This window comes from Streptomyces fumanus (assembly GCF_014655295.1).
GTDB classification, from domain to species: domain Bacteria; phylum Actinomycetota; class Actinomycetes; order Streptomycetales; family Streptomycetaceae; genus Streptomyces; species Streptomyces fumanus.
On sequence record NZ_BNBI01000002.1, the window covers coordinates 1 to 16,961 of the forward strand.

Consider the following 16,961-nt stretch of genomic DNA (forward strand, 5'->3'; position numbering starts at 1 on the left):
TCCTCGGTGCTTTCCAGGTTCCCGCTTCCGCGTTTCCCTTTCCGGCGGTTCCGACTCTATCAGATCCTTTCGGGCTCTGATTCCCCGTCAGAGGGGGCTGTCCTCCCGGCCGTTGGGCCGTTCCGACGGAGTGAGACTTTAGCGGATTCCCGGCTCCCGAGCTAATCGGGGGCCGCGTTCTTTCGAACGTGGATTCCTCATTCCGTAAATACACGCACCACGACGCGACGACGTCAGATCGACTGGCCGTCGAAGGCTGGTGGGTACTTGCGGGATGGCTGTCCGGGGACCGACCGGAGTCGGCGCTCACGTCGGACAACTCGGAGAACAGTACGTACCCGGAGCGGGCGTGTCAACTCCGGGTCGTCAGTTGTTGCCGGAGGCGAGTTCGCGGCTGCGGTCGCGGGCGGCTTCCAGCGCGGCGATGAGGGCGGCCCGTACGCCGTGGTTCTCCAGTTCGCGGATGGCGTTGATGGTCGTACCGGCGGGGGAGGTGACGTTCTCGCGGAGCTTGACCGGGTGCTCGCCGCTGTCGCGGAGCATGGTGGCGGCGCCGATCGCGGACTGGACGATCAGGTCGTGGGCCTTGTCGCGGGGCAGGCCGAGGAGGATGCCGGCGTCGGTCATCGCTTCGACCAGGTAGAAGAAGTACGCCGGGCCGGAGCCGGAGAGGGCGGTGCAGGCGTCCTGCTGGGACTCGGGGACCCGGAGGGTCTTGCCGACGGCGCCGAAGATCTCCTCGGCGTGGGCCAGGTGGTCGGCGGTGGCGTGGGTGCCGGCGGAGATCACCGACATGGCCTCGTCGACGAGGGCGGGGGTGTTCGTCATGACCCGGACGACCGGGGTGCCGGAGGCGAGGCGCTCCTCGAAGAACGAGGTGGGGATGCCTGCCGCGCCGCTGATGATCAGGCGGTCGGCGGGGACGTGGGGGGCGAGTTCGTCCAGGAGGGTGCCCATGTCCTGCGGCTTGACCGTGAGGATCAGGGTGTCGGCGGTCTTGGCGGCCTCGGCGTTGGTGACGGGGGTGACGCCGTGGCGGGCGTGGAGTTCGGCGGCCCGTTCCGGCCGGCGGGCGGTGACCAGGAGGTCGGCCGGGGCCCAGCCCGCTCGGATCATTCCGCTGAGCAGGGCTTCGCCGATCTTGCCGGTGCCGAGGACTGCGACTTTCTGGGTCATGGCTGCGGGTGACCTCCGGGGTAGTACGTCGTCCCGGGTCATCCTCGCACCGGGGGCGCCGGTGCGGTGGGGATGTCCGGTGGGCGGGACGTGGGCCGTGCCGTGCCGTGCCGGGGTGATCAGGTGGCGGTGGGGACGCGGGCGAGCAGGAGGACGACGACGTAGACCTCCTCGACGATGCCGTCGGGGAAGACGGTCAGGAGGTGTCCGCGCTCCTCGGCGAGGTAGGCGGCGGTGCGTTCCTCGCCGAGGACGAGGAAGACGGAGTGGCTGGCGATGTTCGCCAGGTGGGTGTCGAGGGGGACGCGGCGGCTCCAGCGGATCTCGCGGCGGACCAGGTCCAGGCGGCCGGTGGGGTCGGCGGCGCGGGCGTCGATGGCCCGTCGCTCGGCGTTGATGTCGAGGCCGGCGTGGCGGACGACGCGGTCGGCTGCCGCCGCGATCCACGGGATGTCGGTGGCGCTGGTGTTCCACCACAGTGCCAGCGCTCCGCCGGGCCGCAGGACGCGCAGCGCCTCCGGCACGGCGAGGACGGGGTCGGTCCAGTGCCACGCCTGGGCGTAGGTGAGCAGGTCGGCGGAGTGGCGGGCGAGCGGGAGGGCGTTGCCGGTGCCGCGCACGATCGGGACGTCGGGCAGGGTGGCGCGGAACTGGGCGGCCATGCCGGCGCCGGGTTCCACGGCGATCACGTCGGCGCCGCGGGCGTGCAGCAGGGCGGTGGATATGCCGGTGCCGGCACCGATGTCGGCGACGCGGGCACCGGCGAGGGGGTGGCCGGCCAGGTGTTCCACGGCGTCGAGGAGCGCGGGCGGGTAGGAGGGGCGGTTGGCGGCGTACTGCGCGGCGGCGGCGTTGAAGGAACGGGCGCGCTCGGCGTGGGAGAGGGGCCGGGCGGCGGGCCGGGGTCCGGGTGTGGGCATACGGTCATGGTGACCGCGGGGGGCGGGGCCGGGGGCGGGTTTTTCCCATGTCATGTGCCGGCGGGCGGCGCGGGATTCTTCGCGGACGGTGATCCGGGCCGGTGCCGGGTCGATCCGGGTCGCCGTCGTTCTCCCGCGGGGAGCCGTCGGCTACGGGCGGCGGCGCTTCTTCGGGTTGCCCGAGCGGCGGGTGGTGCGCTTCTCGTGGCGGGCGCGGGCCGCCTCGTACTCGGTGCGGTGGAGTTTTTCGCCGGGGGCCTCGATGAGGCAGCGGAAGGCGTAGGCGAGGAGGGAGCCGATGAAGCCGATGGTCAGCAGGCCGCGCAGGGATGCCTGGCGGTCGGGGTCGGGGCGGCTGCTGAAGCCGGCCCAGGTGTGGCGGAAGGCCAGCGCGCTGCACACCGCGAACATCACGACGACGAGCAGCGTGACGAAGCTGCCGATGTCGGCGATCTGCAGGCCCTGGTAGGCGAGGCACAGGACCAGGCAGGCGACGGCCGCCGCGGCGAGTGAGCCGGCCGCGAGGGCGATGCGGCGGGCGGTGTAGCCGTGGTCGTGGCCGACCCAGCTCGTGCCGAAGAACCGGATCGGTTCGGGGCGGGGACCGGTGGGGGGCGTGGAGCCCGCGGGGGTCTCCGGGGTGCCGTTCTCTGCGCTCACGCGTCGATTATGGCGCCGGAGGGGCCGCGGGCCCCGGCTGGGATCAGGCGCAGCGCGAGGCGACGTAGCCGTCGCTGCCGGTCTGGACGTAGGCGTCGGAGACGTACTCGCCGTTGCCGATGTTGTCCCAGATGCTGCTGGTGCCGTAGGGACCGGAGACCGTGGTGCCCGGTCGCTGGCAGTAGATCGGCACCCGGGCGCCCTCGGGCAGGACCCGGACGACGCTGTAGCTGGTGCCCGGCCCCCGTCGGACGTTCAGACGGACGCCCGGGGCGACCGAGTAGTAGCGGACGGTCGCGGCCGTCGCCGTGACGGCTTCCTCCGTACCGCTCGCGGTTGTTTCCGCACGGTCCACAGACATGACAGAACCTCCCCCGTTGAACCCCATGGCCCCCGCCATGGGGTGGTGGTGATTCCCCTGAGTCGCCAGGCGAAACAGGAGTTCGTTTTTCGCAGGCGGAGGCTAGCAAGCCGCCTCGGTCTCGTACGAGTCATCGACTAGGCTCCGTGCGTCGCGCACGCGGACGAACGCACGGGGGTGGTCCAGTGGCGCCACAGCGGAATGCCGGAGCAGACATGGAAGCGGAACTTCCGGAGTACGCCGGTCACTATCGGCTGGAGTCCTGTCTCGGGTCGGGTGGCATGGGGGTCGTGCACCTGGCCCGCAGTACGTCCGGGATGCGCCTCGCGGTGAAGGTGGTGCACGCCGAGTTCGCCAAGGATCCGGAGTTCAGGGGGCGTTTCCGGCAGGAGGTGGCGGCGGCGCGGCGGGTCAGCGGTGCATTCACCGCGCCGGTCGTGGACGCCGATCCGGACGCCGGGCGGCCCTGGATGGCCACGTCGTTCATCGCCGGTCCGACCCTCGCCGAGCAGGTGAAGCGGAACGGGCCGCTGGACGCCGGGCAGTTGCGCCGGCTGATGGCCGGGCTGGCGGAGGCGCTCCGGGACATCCACCGGGTCGGCGTCGTGCACCGGGATCTCAAGCCCAGCAACGTGCTGCTCGCCGAGGACGGCCCGAAGGTCATCGACTTCGGGATCTCGCGGCCGGCGGACAGTGAACTGCGTACCGAGACCGGCAAGTTGATCGGCACGCCGCCGTTCATGGCGCCCGAGCAGTTCCGGCGGCCCCGGGAGGTCGGTCCCGCGGCCGATGTCTTCGCGCTCGGGTCGGTGATGGTGCACGCGGCGACCGGGCGGGGGCCGTTCGACTCCGACAGTCCGTACGTGGTCGCGTACCAGGTCGTGCATGACGAGCCGGATCTGACCGGCGTACCGGAGCCGTTGGCCGGGCTGGTGCGGCGGTGCCTGGCGAAGGCGCCGGAGGAGCGGCCGACGCCGGACGAGCTGATGCGGGCGCTGCGGTCGGTGGCGGCCTCGTACGACACGCAGGCGTTCATACCGGCGCAGCGGGTGGGCGGGGCGCGGGGGCAGGCCGAGTCGCCGTCGCAGCCCGAGTCGCCGTCGGCCTCGCCAACGGCGTCGCCATCGGTAGCAGTGCCGGCAGCACCGGCAGCACCGGCAGCACCGGCAGCACCGGCAGCACCGGCAGCACCGGCACCGGAGCCTCAGTCCGAGCCCGAGCCCGAAGCCGTGCCCCGGTCGAGGCCGCGGCCCGGGCGGCGGGTGCTGCTGGCGGCCGGGGCCCTCGGGCTCGCTGTCGGTGCGGTGCTGGTCTCCTTCACGGCGTTCGGTGGGGAGGGCGAGACCCGGGAGAAGGCGCCCTCGGGGGGCGCGCCGGGTGCGTGGACGGCGGAGCCCGTCTCCGGGCGCGGGGGCGTACCGCAGTGCACGCACGGCGCGCGGGCGTTGCTGTGCGCCCAGACGGGTGTGGTGTTCGCCCTGGACCCCGCCGACGGCGAGCTGCGGTGGCGGCGTCCGGTCGGTACCGAGTCGGTCAGCGGCCCGCCCGTGGTCTCCGGCGGCCTCGTCCAGCCCTTCCCGGACGGCGGGCCGCGTCTGGAGGGCCGCTCCCCCGCGACCGGCGAGCGAGTCTGGCAGCGGGGCGCGTCCGGGTACCGGTCGATCCGGTACGCCGGTGACATGCTGCTGCTGGCCGGCGCGGACGGCACGGTGACCGGCGTCGACAGCGCCTCGGGCCGGACCGCGTGGACGAAGCCCGCCGCCGTGCCCGCCGACACGGCCCTCGACGCCTTCCCCGGCGACCCGCTGGCCTACGCGACCGCCCCCACGCCGGACGGCACCGGCACCCGGGTCACCGCGCTGGACCCGGGGACGGGCGAGGTGCGCTGGAGCGCCCAACTGGCGGGGACGCTGCGGCCGATCGGCGCCGGAGAGGATTCCGTGGACTTCCTCGCGGTCGACGGGCCCGACAGCCGTGCCGTCGGCGTGGTCCGGTACACGCCCGGGACCCGTACGACGAGCCGGGTGGAGCTGGCCGTGCCCCGCCCGGACGTCCGGGCCTCCGTACGCGGGGACGTGGCGTACCTGCTGGCGGCGGACGGGGCGTTGCAGGCGGTGGACCTGGGCGCCGGTGAGGAGCTGTGGCATCTGGAGACGTCCGTGCCGCACGGCTCGGCGCCCGCCGCCGACGCCCGCCATGTCTACGTCACCGCTCCCGACGGCCGGCTGCTCGCCGTGGACGCCCGGGACGGCCGGCTGGTGGGGCAGACCCCGGCGCGGCTCGGCGCGGACGCCGGCACGGTGGCCGCCGCGCTGCCCTCGCCGGTCGTCGTGGACGGTCTGGTGTACGCGAGCGCCCCCGACGGCACGGTCTTCGCCGTGGCCGGACGCGACCCGGCCGCCTGGTAGGACGTATCCGCCGGGCCCTGCCCGGTACGCGCGTCGGGGCCGCTCCCGTGCGGCACGGGAACGGCCCCGAGGGGGCGGGCGGCGCGGGTCAGCCGAGCTTGCTGACGTCGCGGACCGCGCCCTTGTCGGCGCTGGTGGCCATGGCGGCGTAGGCGCGCAGGGCGGCGGAGACCTTGCGGTCGCGGTTCTTGGGGGCGTAGACGCCGTTCAGGGCCTGCTCGCGGCGGGCGAGTTCGGCGTCGTCGACGAGGAGTTCGATGGTGCGGGCGGGGATGTCGATGCGGATGCGGTCGCCGTCCTGGACCAGGGCGATGGTGCCGCCGGAGGCCGCCTCGGGGCTGGCGTGGCCGATGGACAGGCCGGAGGTGCCGCCGGAGAAGCGGCCGTCGGTGACCAGCGCGCACGCCTTGCCCAGCCCGCGGCCCTTGAGGTACGAGGTCGGGTAGAGCATCTCCTGCATGCCGGGGCCGCCCTTGGGGCCCTCGTAGCGGATGACGACCACGTCGCCCTCCTTGACCTGCTGGGTGAGGATCTTCTCCACGGCCTGCTCCTGCGACTCGCAGACCACCGCGGGGCCCTCGAAGGTCCAGATCGACTCGTCGACACCGGCCGTCTTGACCACGCAGCCGTCGACGGCGAGGTTGCCGCGCAGCACCGCGAGGCCGCCGTCCTTGGAGTAGGCGTGCTCGGCGGAGCGGATGCAGCCGCCCTCGGCGTCCTCGTCCAGGGTGTCCCAGCGCTCGGACTGGGAGAACGCCTCGGCGGAGCGGACGCAGCCGGGCGCGGCGTGCCACAGTTCCACGGCTTCCGGCGAGGGGGAGCCGCCGCGGATGTCCCAGGTCTTGAGCCAGTCGGCCAGCGACGGGCTGTGCACGGAGTGGACGTCCTCGTTGAGCAGGCCGGCCCGGTGCAGCTCGCCCAGCAGGGCGGGGATGCCGCCCGCGCGGTGCACGTCCTCCATGTAGTACGTGCGGTTCTTGGCGACGTTGGGGGCGACCTTGGCCAGGCAGGGCACGCGGCGCGAGAGGGCGTCGATCTCGGTGAGGCCGAACGGGACCTCGGCCTCCTGGGCGGCGGCCAGCAGGTGCAGGATCGTGTTGGTGGAGCCGCCCATGGCGATGTCGAGGGCCATGGCGTTCTCGAAGGCCGCGACGGTGGCGATGGAGCGGGGCAGGACGGTGTCGTCGTCCTGCTCGTAGTAGCGGCGGGTCAGGTCCATGACGGTCTCGGCGGCCCGCACGTAGAGCTGCTTGCGGGCCGTGTGGGTGGCCAGCACCGAGCCGTTGCCGGGCAGGGAAAGGCCGATGGCCTCGGTCAGGCAGTTCATCGAGTTGGCGGTGAACATGCCGGAACAGGAGCCGCAGGTCGGACAGGCGTTCTCCTCGATACGGAGGATGTCCTCGTCCGAGATCTTGTCGTTCACCGCCTCGGACATCGCGTCGACCAGGTCGAGGGTGCGGACCGTGCCGTCGACCAGGGTGGCACGGCCGGCCTCCATCGGGCCGCCGGAGACGAAGACCGTCGGGATGTTGAGCCGCAGGGCGGCGTTGAGCATCCCCGGGGTGATCTTGTCGCAGTTGGAGATGCAGATCAGGGCGTCGGCGCGGTGCGCCTCGACCATGTACTCCACGCTGTCCGCGATCAGGTCGCGCGAGGGCAGGGAGTACAGCATGCCGCCGTGGCCCATGGCGATGCCGTCGTCGACGGCGATGGTGTTGAACTCGCGCGGGATGCCGCCGGCCGCGGTGACGGCCTCGCTGACGATCCGGCCGACCGGCGCGAGGTGGGTGTGGCCGGGCACGAACTCGGTGAAGCTGTTGGCGACCGCGATGATCGGCTTCCGGCCGATGTCCGCACCGGGTACACCGGAGGCGCGCATCAGGGCGCGGGCGCCCGCCATGTTGCGGCCGTGGGTGACTGTGCGGGACCTCAGCTCGGGCATCGTCGCTCGCTCCTTCGACAGAGTGCTGCCAGAGAGTACTGACTGCCGTCGAGCGTACGCCCGTCATCCAGGGGTCGGGACAGGGTGTCCGGAATGCGGGATGTGGAGACCGCGGGGGGTGGCGTCAGGGCGGGGCGCCCTCGGTGCCGCGCCCCGGCGCCGGGGCGGGGTGCCCCCGGTGCCGCCGGTCATCCGCGCGGCACCCTCGCCGCGGAGGCCAGGTGCAGGCGGGTGAAGGCGAGGGCCTCGGCGAGGTCGGCCTCCCGCTCGGCGCCGGACATCGCGCGGCGGGTGTTGACCTCGATGACGACGTGGCCGTCGAAGCCGCTCAGCGCCAGGCGTTCCAGCAGCTCGGCGCAGGGCTGGGTGCCGCGGCCGGGGACCAGGTGCTCGTCCTTGGCGGAGCCCTTGCCGTCGGCGAGGTGGACGTGGCCGAGGCGGTCGCCCATGCGGTCGATCATGCCGAGGGCGTCGGTGCGGGCGGTGGCGGTGTGGCTGAGGTCGATCGTGAAGTGCCGGTAGTCGTCCTTGGTGACGTCCCAGTCGGGGGCGTAGGCGAGCATCTCGCGGTCGCGGTACCGCCAGGGGTACATGTTCTCGACGGCGAACCGTACGTCCGTCTCGTCGGCCATGCGCCAGACGCCGCTGACGAAGTCCCGCGCGTACTGGCGCTGCCAGCGGAACGGCGGGTGGACCACGACCGTGCTGGCGCCGAGCTTCTCGGCGGCGGCGCGGGCGCGCTGGAGCTTCACCCAGGGGTCGGTGGACCACACGCGCTGCGTGATGAGCAGGCAGGGGGCGTGCACGGCCAGGATCGGCACCTGGTGGTAGTCGCTGAGTCGGCGCAGGGCTTCGATGTCCTGGCTGACCGGATCGGTCCAGACCATGACCTCGACGCCGTCGTACCCGAGGCGTCCGGCGATCTCGAAGGCCGTCGCCGTCGACTCCGGGTAGACGGAGGCCGTCGACAGGGCGACCTTCGCATCCGGGATCCGTACGAGGGGCTCTGCCATGGGGGACAGGTTACGGGGTGCGGTCGGGTGGGTGCGGGGTGCCGGGTGGTCGTTGTGGTCATCGCCATACCGGCCTTGATCCTTCTTGATCCCTGTGGCCCGGCGGCCCTGTGGCCCTGTGGCCCTGTGGCTCTGTGGCCCGGTGGCCCGGTGGCCCGGTGGCCATGGGACCTAGTCCTGGCCCATGTGGTCCAGGCGGCGCAGGATGACTCCCTCGCGCAGGGCCCAGGGGCAGATCTCCAGGCTCTCCACGCCGAAGAGGTCCATCGCGGCCTCGGCGACCAGGGCCCCGGCGACGAGCTGGCCCGCGCGGCCCTCGGAGACGCCGGGGAGTTCGGCGCGTTCCGCCGTGGTCATGCCGGCCAGGCGCGGGACCCAGCCCTCCAGGGACTCGCGTTTGAGCTGCCGCTGCACGTAGAGGCCCTCGGCGGAACGGGCCGCGCCGGCGATGCGGGCCAACTGCTTGAACGTCTTCGAGGTGGCGACGACGTGGTCGGGGGCGCCGAAGCGGGTGAACTCGCCGACCGTGCCGGCGATCTCCGCGCGTACGTACCGGCGCAGGGCGCGCACGTCGTCCGGGTGGGGCGGGTCGCCGGGCAGCCGGGCGGCGGTCAGCCGGCCCGCGCCGAGCGGCAGGGAGGCGACGGCGTCGGGTTCCTCGTCGATGCCGTACGCGATCTCCAGGGAGCCGCCGCCGATGTCGAGGACGAGGAGCTTGCCCGCGGACCAGCCGAACCAGCGGCGGGCGGCGAGGAAGGTGAGCCGGGCCTCCTCCGCGCCGGACAGCACCGTCAGCTCGACGCCGGTCTCGGCACGCACGCGCGTGAGGACGTCCTCGGCGTTGCGGGCCTCGCGCACGGCGGAGGTGGCGAACGGCAGCAGGTTCTGCACGCCCTTGTCCTCGGCGGCCTGCAACGCCGTCCGCACGACCGTGACCAGGCGGTCGACGCCCTTGGTGCCGATCGCGCCGTCCGCGTCGAGGAGCTGGGCGAGGCGCAGTTCGGCCTTGTGCGAGTGCGCGGGTATCGGTCGGGCGCCGGGGTGGGCGTCCACCACCAGCAGGTGCACCGTGTTGGAACCCACGTCGAGAACACCGAGTCTCATGGACGGAACGCTACTGCCCGGGGTGGTACGGGGAGCGGGCCCGGCCGACTTACCCTGGACGAGTGCCAAAGACGAAAAAGGCGAAGGACGAAAAGCCTGCCAAGAAGGGCAAGAGGGCGAAGAAGGGCGAAATCGCCCTGAACCCCTCGATGGGTGATGAGAAGGGGCTCGACTTCGCGCGCGCGTGGGTGGAGTTCCCGGACCCGGCCGACGACGAGCAGGTCTTCCGCTGCGATCTGACCTGGCTGACCTCTCGCTGGAGCTGCATCTTCGGCAGCGGCTGCCAGGGCATCCAGGCGGGCCGCGCGGACGACGGCTGCTGCTCGCTGGGCGCGCACTTCTCCGACGAGGACGACGAGCGGCGGGTCGCCGGGCACGTGGCCCGGCTCACCCCGGACATCTGGCAGCACCACGCCGAGGGCACGGTGAACGGCTGGGTGTCGGAGGACGAGGAGGGTTCCCGCCAGACCCGCCCGTTCCAGGGGTCGTGCATCTTCCAGAACCGGCCCGGCTTCGCCGGCGGCGCCGGCTGCTCGCTGCACATCCTGGCGCTGCGGGAGGGCCGCGAGCCGCTGGAGACCAAGCCGGACGTGTGCTGGCAGTTGCCGGTCCGGCGGACGTACGAGTGGATCGACCGGCCCGACGACACGCGCGTGCTCCAGGTGTCGATCGGTGAGTACGACCGCCGCGGCTGGGGGCCGGGCGGCCACGACCTGCACTGGTGGTGCACGTCGGCGACCTCGGCGCACGGCGCGGGCGAGCCGGTGTACGTCTCCTACCGGGCCGAGCTGACCGAGCTGATGGGCAAGGCCGGGTACGACCGGCTGGCCGAGCTGTGCGAGGAGCGGCTGGCCGGTCAGCTTCCTGTGCTGGCCCCGCATCCGGCTGATCCGCCCGTGGGGCCGGGCCCGGCACCGCGTTCGGCCGGTCCGGTGGACGGCCTGGGCTAGGGCCCGCGTCCGCCGCGCCAGCCGGGCAGCAGTCCCGCCCATGGCGACCGGTTACGGCACCTCCGGGCTCGGGTCCTCGCTGTCGTCCGGCGGGGACGAGGAGTCGTCCGGGCCGGTCGGGCTCGGGGCGGTGGGGGTCGGGTCCGGCGGCGGGGTCGTGGGCGTCGGGGTCGCGCTCGGTCCGGGGTCGGGCGGCGTCGAGGTCGCCGGGGCGGTCGGAGTCGTCGGGCGCGGGGCGGAGGGGCGCCCGCCGGGGCTGCTGGGGCGCGGGTCCGGACGGGAGGGGCTCGGGGCGGTGCCGTAGCCCTCGATGGAGACGACGGCGCCGGCGGGCGAGACGGCCACCCGCGCGCTCCAGTGGCCGGACGGCTCGCGCAGGGGGTCGACGTATACCTTGATCGTGAACGTTTCGCCGGGGTGGAGGGTTCCCGAGGACCGGCTGAGGTAGAGCCAGGGGGCGGTGGTCGACGCCGACCAGTGGACCGGGGAGCGGCCGGTCGCGGTCAGGGTGATGAACGTGGTGTCGTCGCGGTTCCCGGCGGTGACCTCCAGCCTCCCGGCCTGTTTGCGGCCGACGCCGCCGATGCCGAGGACCTCGACGGAGACGTCGGGCCGGCCGTTGCGGCCGAGGCGGCCGCCGGGGGCGGTGCTGCCCGTGTTCTCGTAGCCGTTCAGCCCCTCGCCGTCCTCGTCGTGGGTCTCGCTGGCGCTGTTCGTCCGGCCGTCCTCGGCCTCGCCGGTCGGGGTGCCCCGGTAGGCCGCCCACAGGGCGAACACGGGGGCCGCCACCACGGTGGCGACGACGGTGGTGGTGACGGCACGCGCGCGCAGCTTGTCCCGGCGGGCGGCCCGGTCCTTGGGGTCCATCGGGAAACCGCGCCGGTCGAAGCGGGGGGCGGCGCCACGCGCGCGGGGCAACTGCGTCAGGGCCACCTGCAGCGCCATGCGGGGCGCCTCCAGGACGGGCAGCTCGGCGGGCGTGACGCTGGTGCCGGGCCAGTGGCCGGGGATCGCGCGTTCGGCGGTGCGGCGGCAGCGCGGGCAGTCGTCGACGTGCCGGACCAGCTCGCGGCGGAGGGCGGCGCTCAGCACCAAGTGGCCGTCGCCGGTGAGCCGGGCGGCGCCCGGACAGGTGCCGGTCTCCACGACGGCGAGGGCCGCGCGGGTGCGCTCGACCTCGCAGGCGGCGGAGGCGAGCAGCTCCCGCGCGGCGACCGGGTCCAGGCCGAGGACGGCGGCGACCTCGTGGGCGGCCAGGTGGTGGCGTACGGCGAGTTCGAGGGCCTCGCGCTGCTCCGGGGTGGTGCCGGCCGCCTCCGGCCAGGCGAGCAGGGCCAGTTCGCGGCGGCGGCGCTCCAGGACCTCGGCGGACGGGCCCTCGGCGGCCGGGGCCGGGGCGTCGGGCCGGTGGTCGGCGGCGGGGCGGTGGTCGGCGGCGGGGCGGCCCGCCGCGTGGGTGCCCTGACGTTTCTGCTTGGCCTCGGCCAGCTTGCGCAGGCAGAACCAGCGGGCCAGGGCGTACAGCCAGGCCCGCAGGTCGGCGGGGTTCTCGAGGCAGCGGTGGCCGCGGCGCTCGGCGAGCGCGAGGACGTCGCCCAGGGCGGCGGTCGCGGTGTCGTGGTCGCACAGCACGGACAGGCAGTAGGTGAACAGGCCGTCCAAGTACGGCTCGTAGCGTGCGAGCGGCCACTGCGCCACCGTGCGGGCCGCGGCGCGGTCACGCGCTTCCCGGTGCGCCCGGTGCGCGCGGTGGGCGCCGGTCGTGCGGGTCGTGGTCTGCGGACTGCTGCTCATTCCGGTGACCGTAGGCGGCCATGGGTGGCGCGAACTGGCGCAGGGCGCACTTTTAATCCGTACGGGTGAAACGATCCCTCAAAAGGGGACACGAACCCCTTGACCCGGTTGCCCGAGGGTCGGCGTGCCGGGGCGGACAGCCGGTACGGGACGGTGGCGGGCCGCCGGTACGGGACGGTGGCGGCCGCCGGTGGGAGGCGGTGGCGGGCCGCCGGTGGCAGGCGGTGTCAGTGGGTGCGGTTACGGTTTCGTGCATGGCTGCCCGTACGAAGACCACCAAGGACCGTCCGTCCTACCGCTGCACCGAGTGCGGCTGGCAGACGGCCAAGTGGCTCGGTCGCTGCCCCGAGTGCCAGGCGTGGGGGACGATCGAGGAGTACGGCGCGCCCGCGGTCCGTACGACGACGCCGGGGCGGGTCACCACCTCCGCCGTGCCCATCGGCCAGGTCGACGGCCGACAGGCCACCGCCCGCTCCACCGGCGTGCCCGAGCTGGACCGGGTGCTCGGCGGCGGACTGGTGCCCGGCGCGGTGGTGCTGCTCGCGGGCGAGCCCGGCGTCGGCAAGTCCACGCTGCTGCTGGACGTGGCCGCCAAGTCGGCGAGCGAGGAGCACCGCACCCTGTACGTCACGGGCGAGGAGTCGGCCAGCCAGGTCCGGCTGCGCGCCGACCGGATCGGCGCCCTGCACGACCATCTGTACCTGGCCGCCGAGACCGATCTGGCCGCCGTGCTGGGCCACCTGGACGCGGTGAAGCCGTCGCTGCTGATCCTCGACTCCGTGCAGACCGTCGCCTCCCCCGAGATCGACGGCGCCCCCGGCGGCATGGCCCAGGTCCGGGAGGTCGCCGGCGCGCTCATCCGCGCCTCCAAGGAGCGCGGCATGTCCACCCTCCTGGTGGGCCATGTCACCAAGGACGGCGCCATCGCCGGCCCCCGCCTGCTGGAACACCTGGTGGACGTCGTCCTGTCCTTCGAGGGCGACCGGCACGCGCGGCTGCGCCTGGTGCGCGGCGTCAAGAACCGCTACGGCGCCACCGACGAGGTCGGCTGCTTCGAGCTGCACGACGAGGGCATCACCGGCCTCGCCGACCCCAGCGGCCTCTTCCTCACCCGCCGCGCGGAGCCCGTCCCCGGCACCTGCCTCACCGTCACCCTGGAGGGCCGCCGCCCGCTGGTGGCCGAGGTGCAGGCGCTCACCGTCGACTCCCAGATCCCCTCCCCCCGGCGCACCACCTCCGGTCTGGAGACGTCCCGGGTGTCGATGATGCTGGCCGTCCTGGAGCAGCGCGGCCGCATCAGCGCCCTGGGCAAGAGGGACATCTACTCCGCGACGGTCGGCGGGGTGAAGCTCTCCGAGCCCGCCGCCGACCTGGCCGTCGCGCTGGCGCTGGCGAGCGCGGCCAGCGACACCCCGCTACCGAAGAACCTGGTCGCGATCGGCGAAGTGGGGCTCGCGGGCGAGGTGAGACGGGTCACGGGAGTGCAGCGCAGACTCTCCGAGGCGCACCGTCTGGGCTTCACGCACGCCCTGGTACCGGGCGATCCGGGCAAGGTTCCCGCCGGTATGAAGGTCCTGGAAGTGGCGGACATAGGGGACGCCCTGCGGGTCCTGCCGCGATCCCGTCGGCGAGAGGCCCCCCGGGAGGCGGAGCAGCGCCGGTAGACTTTGCCCTGGTCTCGCCCGTCCGTACGAACCGAGTGCGCGAAACGGGGGCGCCCAAGAACCTGCGACCGGAGGAGTGCAGTGGCAGCCAACGACCGGGCAGCAGCTCCCGGAAAGTCCGGTGGGAGTGCCGGTTCCGATGGCCTGATGCGCGCCTCGCTGAGCGCCGTGGCACCCGGCACCGCCTTGCGCGACGGCCTGGAGCGGGTGCTCCGCGGCAACACCGGCGGTCTGATCGTGCTGGGCTCCGACAAGACCGTCGAGGCGATGTGCACGGGCGGTTTCGTGCTGGACGTCGAGTTCACCGCGACCCGGCTGCGCGAGCTGTGCAAGCTCGACGGCGGCATCGTGCTCTCCTCGGACCTGTCGAAGATCCTGCGCGCGGGGGTGCAGTTCGTGCCCGACGCGACGATCCCCACGGAGGAGACCGGCACCCGGCACCGCACCGCGGACCGGGTCAGCAAGCAGGTCGGCTTCCCCGTCGTCTCCGTCTCCCAGTCCATGCGGCTGATCGCCCTCTACGTCGACGGGCAGCGCCGTGTCCTGGAGGACTCGGCGGCGATCCTGTCCCGCGCCAACCAGGCGCTGGCCACCCTCGAGCGGTACAAGCTCCGCCTGGACGAGGTGGCGGGCACGCTCTCCGCGCTGGAGATCGAGGACCTGGTGACCGTCCGGGACGTCTCGGCGGTCGCGCAGCGCCTGGAGATGGTGCGCCGGATCGCCACCGAGATCGCCGAGTACGTGGTGGAGCTGGGCACCGACGGGCGGCTGCTGGCGCTCCAGTTGGACGAGCTGATCGCCGGGGTGGAGCCCGAGCGGGAGCTGGTGGTGCGGGACTACGTGCCCGAGCCGACCGCCAAGCGGTCCCGCACGGTCGAGGAGGCGCTGGCCGAGCTGGACAAGCTCAGCCACGCGGAACTGCTCGAACTGGCCACGGTGGCGCGGGCGCTGGGGTACACGGGGTCGCCCGAGACGCTGGACTCGGCGGTGTCGCCGCGCGGCTTCCGGCTGCTGGCCAAGGTGCCGAGGCTGCCGGGCGCGATCATCGACCGGCTGGTGGAGCACTTCGGCGGGCTGCAGAAGCTGCTGGCCGCCAGCGTGGACGACCTCCAGACGGTCGACGGCGTCGGCGAGGCCCGCGCCCGCAGCGTCCGCGAGGGGCTGTCCCGGCTGGCGGAGAGCTCCATCCTGGAGCGTTACGTCTGACCGGCCCGGCGCCCGCTGTGCCGCGGTGTCGCAGTGTTGTGGTGTCGCGGTGTCGCGGTGTCGCGGTGGAGGGTTGAGGTCAGTCCTTCTCCAGTACGAAGGACGTCTGTACCTTCGCAAAGCCCGGAGCCTCCGCCTCCACCAGGTACGTCCCCGCCTTGGCCGACCCGGACGGCGGCGTGCCGCACTCGGGGGCGCTCGGCTTGCGGTCCCACTTCACGGTGTAGGTGATGCCGCTGCCCGCGGCGACCCGGTACAGCAGGCTCCCGGGGCCCTTCGGGCAGTCGGCGGAGGCCCAGTACGCGTCGTCGCCGTCCGCCTGAGTGATCGTCAACTTGGCGTGCTTGGGGCCGAGATCGACCTTGCAGTCGCTGCCGGAGGTGTTCCGGGCGGTGAGTTCGAAGGTGGGCGTCTGGCCGGGCTCGTAGGCGTTGCGGACGCTGCGCAGGCTCAACCGGACCGCGCCGGGCGTGCAGTCGGGCAGGCTCGACCCGGCCGGCAGGGCGTCGCCCGCGCCGACCCCGGTCGCCGCACCGCCCCCGGCACCGCCGCCCGTACCGCCACCGCCGGCACCGGAGCCGGCCGAACCCCCGGACCCGGCGCCGGAGTCCGCGCCGGAACCGGAGCCGTCACCGGAGCCGTTCCCGCCGCCGCTGCCGCTGCCGCCGGTCTCCTCGTCGCCCGACTCCTCGCGTCCGCCCGGCGCTTGGCTGATCGCCGGACCGGAACCGGAGGGTCCAGGGGTGATGGAGGGCGCGGGGTTCCTGCCGTTGGCGCCGTCGTCGTGGCCGTTGCCGCCACCACCGCCGCCCGAGGTCACGATCCACGTGATCAGCAGCGCCAACACGACGATCACAGACAGCAGTACGACCCTCCGTCGCCAGTAGATGGAGGAGGGAAGCGGCCCGACCGGATTGCGCAGAGATCCCACGGCGCAAACTGTACGAGAGATCAGTCCGTTCCCTTGCGCCACCCGCCGTTCGGGTCATCAACTTTTCCGGATCATCATCCCGGAGACCGTTCCCGACCCCCTGACTTTCGTCAGGTGCCGCACCTGACGATCGCGGGATGTGACCGGATCGCCGTGCCGCCTACCGTCTGTGACCATGGACTTCCAGGACCGATGGCTCTATCTCGACATCACCGGGCAGGCCCGCGACGCGCCCGCGTGGCTGCGGCACACGGCGGAGATCTGGACGGAGGGCGGACTGCTGCTGTTCGCCGTCCTGTTCGTCACCGCCTGGTGGCGCGCGCGTCGCGGCGATCCCCGCGCGTTCGCGATCGCGGTGCTTGCACCCGTGGCCACGGCCGTGGCGTACGTGGGCAGCGAACTGCTCAAGTCGGTGATCACGGAGGAGCGTCCGTGCCGGGCCGTGGCCGGGGCGGCGCGGTCCCTCGCCGAGTGCCCGCCGCACGGTGACTGGTCCTTCCCCAGCAACCACGCCACCATCGCGGGCGCCGCGGCGCTCTCCCTCGCCCTGGTCCGGCGGGCGGTCCTGTGGCTGACCGCGCCGCTCGCCCTGCTGATGGCGTACTCCCGGGTCTTCGTCGGCGTGCACTATCCGCACGACGTGGCCGCCGGGTTGCTGCTGGGCGCGCTCGTCGCCGTGCTCGTCGTACGCCTGGGGACGGGACCGCTGATACGGCTGGTCGTGGCGGTGCGGGGCTCATCGACGCCCGTGGCGCGGTGGCTGACCGGGCCGGGACCCGGCACGGCGCCGGGGCGCGCACCGGCATACGCGACGCACCGGCGGTCCTGACGC

The 16,961-nt window shown here is 73.5% G+C and carries 14 protein-coding genes; 5 read left to right on the plus strand and 9 right to left on the minus strand.

Annotated features, from left to right (window positions below):
• Positions 1–366: 366 nt before the first annotated feature.
• The 4 genes from proC to IE316_RS04235 form a co-directional block, all read right to left on the minus strand.
• The gene (gene proC, locus IE316_RS04220) at positions 367–1,176 is read right to left on the minus strand and encodes a pyrroline-5-carboxylate reductase (protein WP_190202759.1); all 810 of its coding nucleotides are present in this window, start codon (positions 1,174–1,176) and stop codon (positions 367–369) included.
• 119 nt (positions 1,177–1,295) lie between these two features.
• Positions 1,296–2,096 (minus strand): class I SAM-dependent methyltransferase, encoded by an 801-nt coding sequence (locus IE316_RS04225; protein WP_190202760.1) that lies wholly within the window; start codon positions 2,094–2,096, stop codon positions 1,296–1,298.
• Between the two features lie 150 nt (positions 2,097–2,246).
• Positions 2,247–2,756, minus strand: a complete 510-nt coding sequence (locus IE316_RS04230) for an EamA/RhaT family transporter (RefSeq protein WP_190202761.1) — start codon at positions 2,754–2,756, stop codon at positions 2,247–2,249.
• A gap of 43 nt (positions 2,757–2,799) precedes the next feature.
• Positions 2,800–3,117 (minus strand): SH3 domain-containing protein, encoded by a 318-nt coding sequence (locus IE316_RS04235; protein WP_190202762.1) that lies wholly within the window; start codon positions 3,115–3,117, stop codon positions 2,800–2,802.
• Positions 3,118–3,302: 185 nt separating this feature from the next.
• On the opposite strand from IE316_RS04235, the gene IE316_RS04240 reads away from it, so the two are divergent.
• Positions 3,303–5,525: a serine/threonine-protein kinase gene (locus tag IE316_RS04240; RefSeq protein WP_190202763.1), complete on the plus strand. Its 2,223-nt coding sequence runs from the start codon at positions 3,303–3,305 to the stop codon at positions 5,523–5,525.
• A gap of 88 nt (positions 5,526–5,613) precedes the next feature.
• Here IE316_RS04240 and ilvD read toward each other — a convergent pair whose 3' ends face one another.
• From ilvD to IE316_RS04255, 3 genes are all read right to left on the minus strand, one after another.
• On the minus strand, positions 5,614–7,467 hold the full coding sequence (gene ilvD, locus IE316_RS04245) for a dihydroxy-acid dehydratase (RefSeq protein ID WP_190202764.1): 1,854 nt from the start codon (positions 7,465–7,467) through the stop codon (positions 5,614–5,616).
• Between the two features lie 188 nt (positions 7,468–7,655).
• Positions 7,656–8,480 (minus strand): sugar phosphate isomerase/epimerase family protein, encoded by an 825-nt coding sequence (locus IE316_RS04250; RefSeq protein ID WP_190202765.1) that lies wholly within the window; start codon positions 8,478–8,480, stop codon positions 7,656–7,658.
• A gap of 171 nt (positions 8,481–8,651) precedes the next feature.
• On the minus strand, positions 8,652–9,584 hold the full coding sequence (locus tag IE316_RS04255; protein WP_190202766.1) for a Ppx/GppA family phosphatase: 933 nt from the start codon (positions 9,582–9,584) through the stop codon (positions 8,652–8,654).
• A 62-nt stretch (positions 9,585–9,646) separates the two neighbouring features.
• Here IE316_RS04255 and IE316_RS04260 point away from each other — a divergent pair, with 62 nt between their 5' ends.
• Positions 9,647–10,534 carry a DUF3109 family protein gene (locus IE316_RS04260; RefSeq protein WP_190202767.1) on the plus strand — a complete coding sequence of 296 codons (888 nt, stop codon included), beginning with the start codon at positions 9,647–9,649 and terminating at the stop codon, positions 10,532–10,534.
• Positions 10,535–10,585: 51 nt separating this feature from the next.
• Here the strand turns inward: IE316_RS04260 and IE316_RS04265 are convergent, their stop codons facing one another.
• Positions 10,586–12,328: a BACON domain-containing protein gene (locus IE316_RS04265; protein WP_190202768.1), complete on the minus strand. Its 1,743-nt coding sequence runs from the start codon at positions 12,326–12,328 to the stop codon at positions 10,586–10,588.
• A gap of 254 nt (positions 12,329–12,582) precedes the next feature.
• Between IE316_RS04265 and radA the strand changes: the two genes are divergently transcribed.
• Positions 12,583–13,992 carry a DNA repair protein RadA gene (gene radA, locus IE316_RS04270; protein ID WP_190202769.1) on the plus strand — a complete coding sequence of 470 codons (1,410 nt, stop codon included), beginning with the start codon at positions 12,583–12,585 and terminating at the stop codon, positions 13,990–13,992.
• A gap of 81 nt (positions 13,993–14,073) precedes the next feature.
• Positions 14,074–15,198, plus strand: a complete 1,125-nt coding sequence (gene disA, locus IE316_RS04275) for a DNA integrity scanning diadenylate cyclase DisA (RefSeq protein ID WP_190202770.1) — start codon at positions 14,074–14,076, stop codon at positions 15,196–15,198.
• 79 nt (positions 15,199–15,277) lie between these two features.
• Here disA and IE316_RS04280 read toward each other — a convergent pair whose 3' ends face one another.
• Positions 15,278–16,129 carry a hypothetical protein gene (locus tag IE316_RS04280; RefSeq protein ID WP_190202771.1) on the minus strand — a complete coding sequence of 284 codons (852 nt, stop codon included), beginning with the start codon at positions 16,127–16,129 and terminating at the stop codon, positions 15,278–15,280.
• A gap of 175 nt (positions 16,130–16,304) precedes the next feature.
• Between IE316_RS04280 and IE316_RS04285 the strand changes: the two genes are divergently transcribed.
• Positions 16,305–16,958: a phosphatase PAP2 family protein gene (locus tag IE316_RS04285; RefSeq protein ID WP_190202772.1), complete on the plus strand. Its 654-nt coding sequence runs from the start codon at positions 16,305–16,307 to the stop codon at positions 16,956–16,958.
• The last annotated feature ends 3 nt before the right edge of the window (positions 16,959–16,961 follow it).

Bases quoted from the DNA above. Each gene is read 5' to 3' on its own strand.
- proC (WP_190202759.1), bottom strand. From the start codon at position 1,176: ATGACCCAGAAAGTCGCAGTCCTCGGCACCGGCAAGATCGGCGAAGCC.
- IE316_RS04225 (WP_190202760.1), bottom strand. From the start codon at position 2,096: ATGCCCACACCCGGACCCCGGCCCGCCGCCCGGCCCCTCTCCCACGCC.
- IE316_RS04235 (WP_190202762.1), bottom strand. From the start codon at position 3,117: ATGTCTGTGGACCGTGCGGAAACAACCGCGAGCGGTACGGAGGAAGCC.
- ilvD (WP_190202764.1), bottom strand. From the start codon at position 7,467: ATGCCCGAGCTGAGGTCCCGCACAGTCACCCACGGCCGCAACATGGCG.
- IE316_RS04250 (WP_190202765.1), bottom strand. From the start codon at position 8,480: ATGGCAGAGCCCCTCGTACGGATCCCGGATGCGAAGGTCGCCCTGTCG.
- IE316_RS04255 (WP_190202766.1), bottom strand. From the start codon at position 9,584: ATGAGACTCGGTGTTCTCGACGTGGGTTCCAACACGGTGCACCTGCTG.
- IE316_RS04265 (WP_190202768.1), bottom strand. From the start codon at position 12,328: ATGAGCAGCAGTCCGCAGACCACGACCCGCACGACCGGCGCCCACCGC.
- radA (WP_190202769.1), top strand. From the start codon at position 12,583: ATGGCTGCCCGTACGAAGACCACCAAGGACCGTCCGTCCTACCGCTGC.
- IE316_RS04285 (WP_190202772.1), top strand. From the start codon at position 16,305: ATGGACTTCCAGGACCGATGGCTCTATCTCGACATCACCGGGCAGGCC.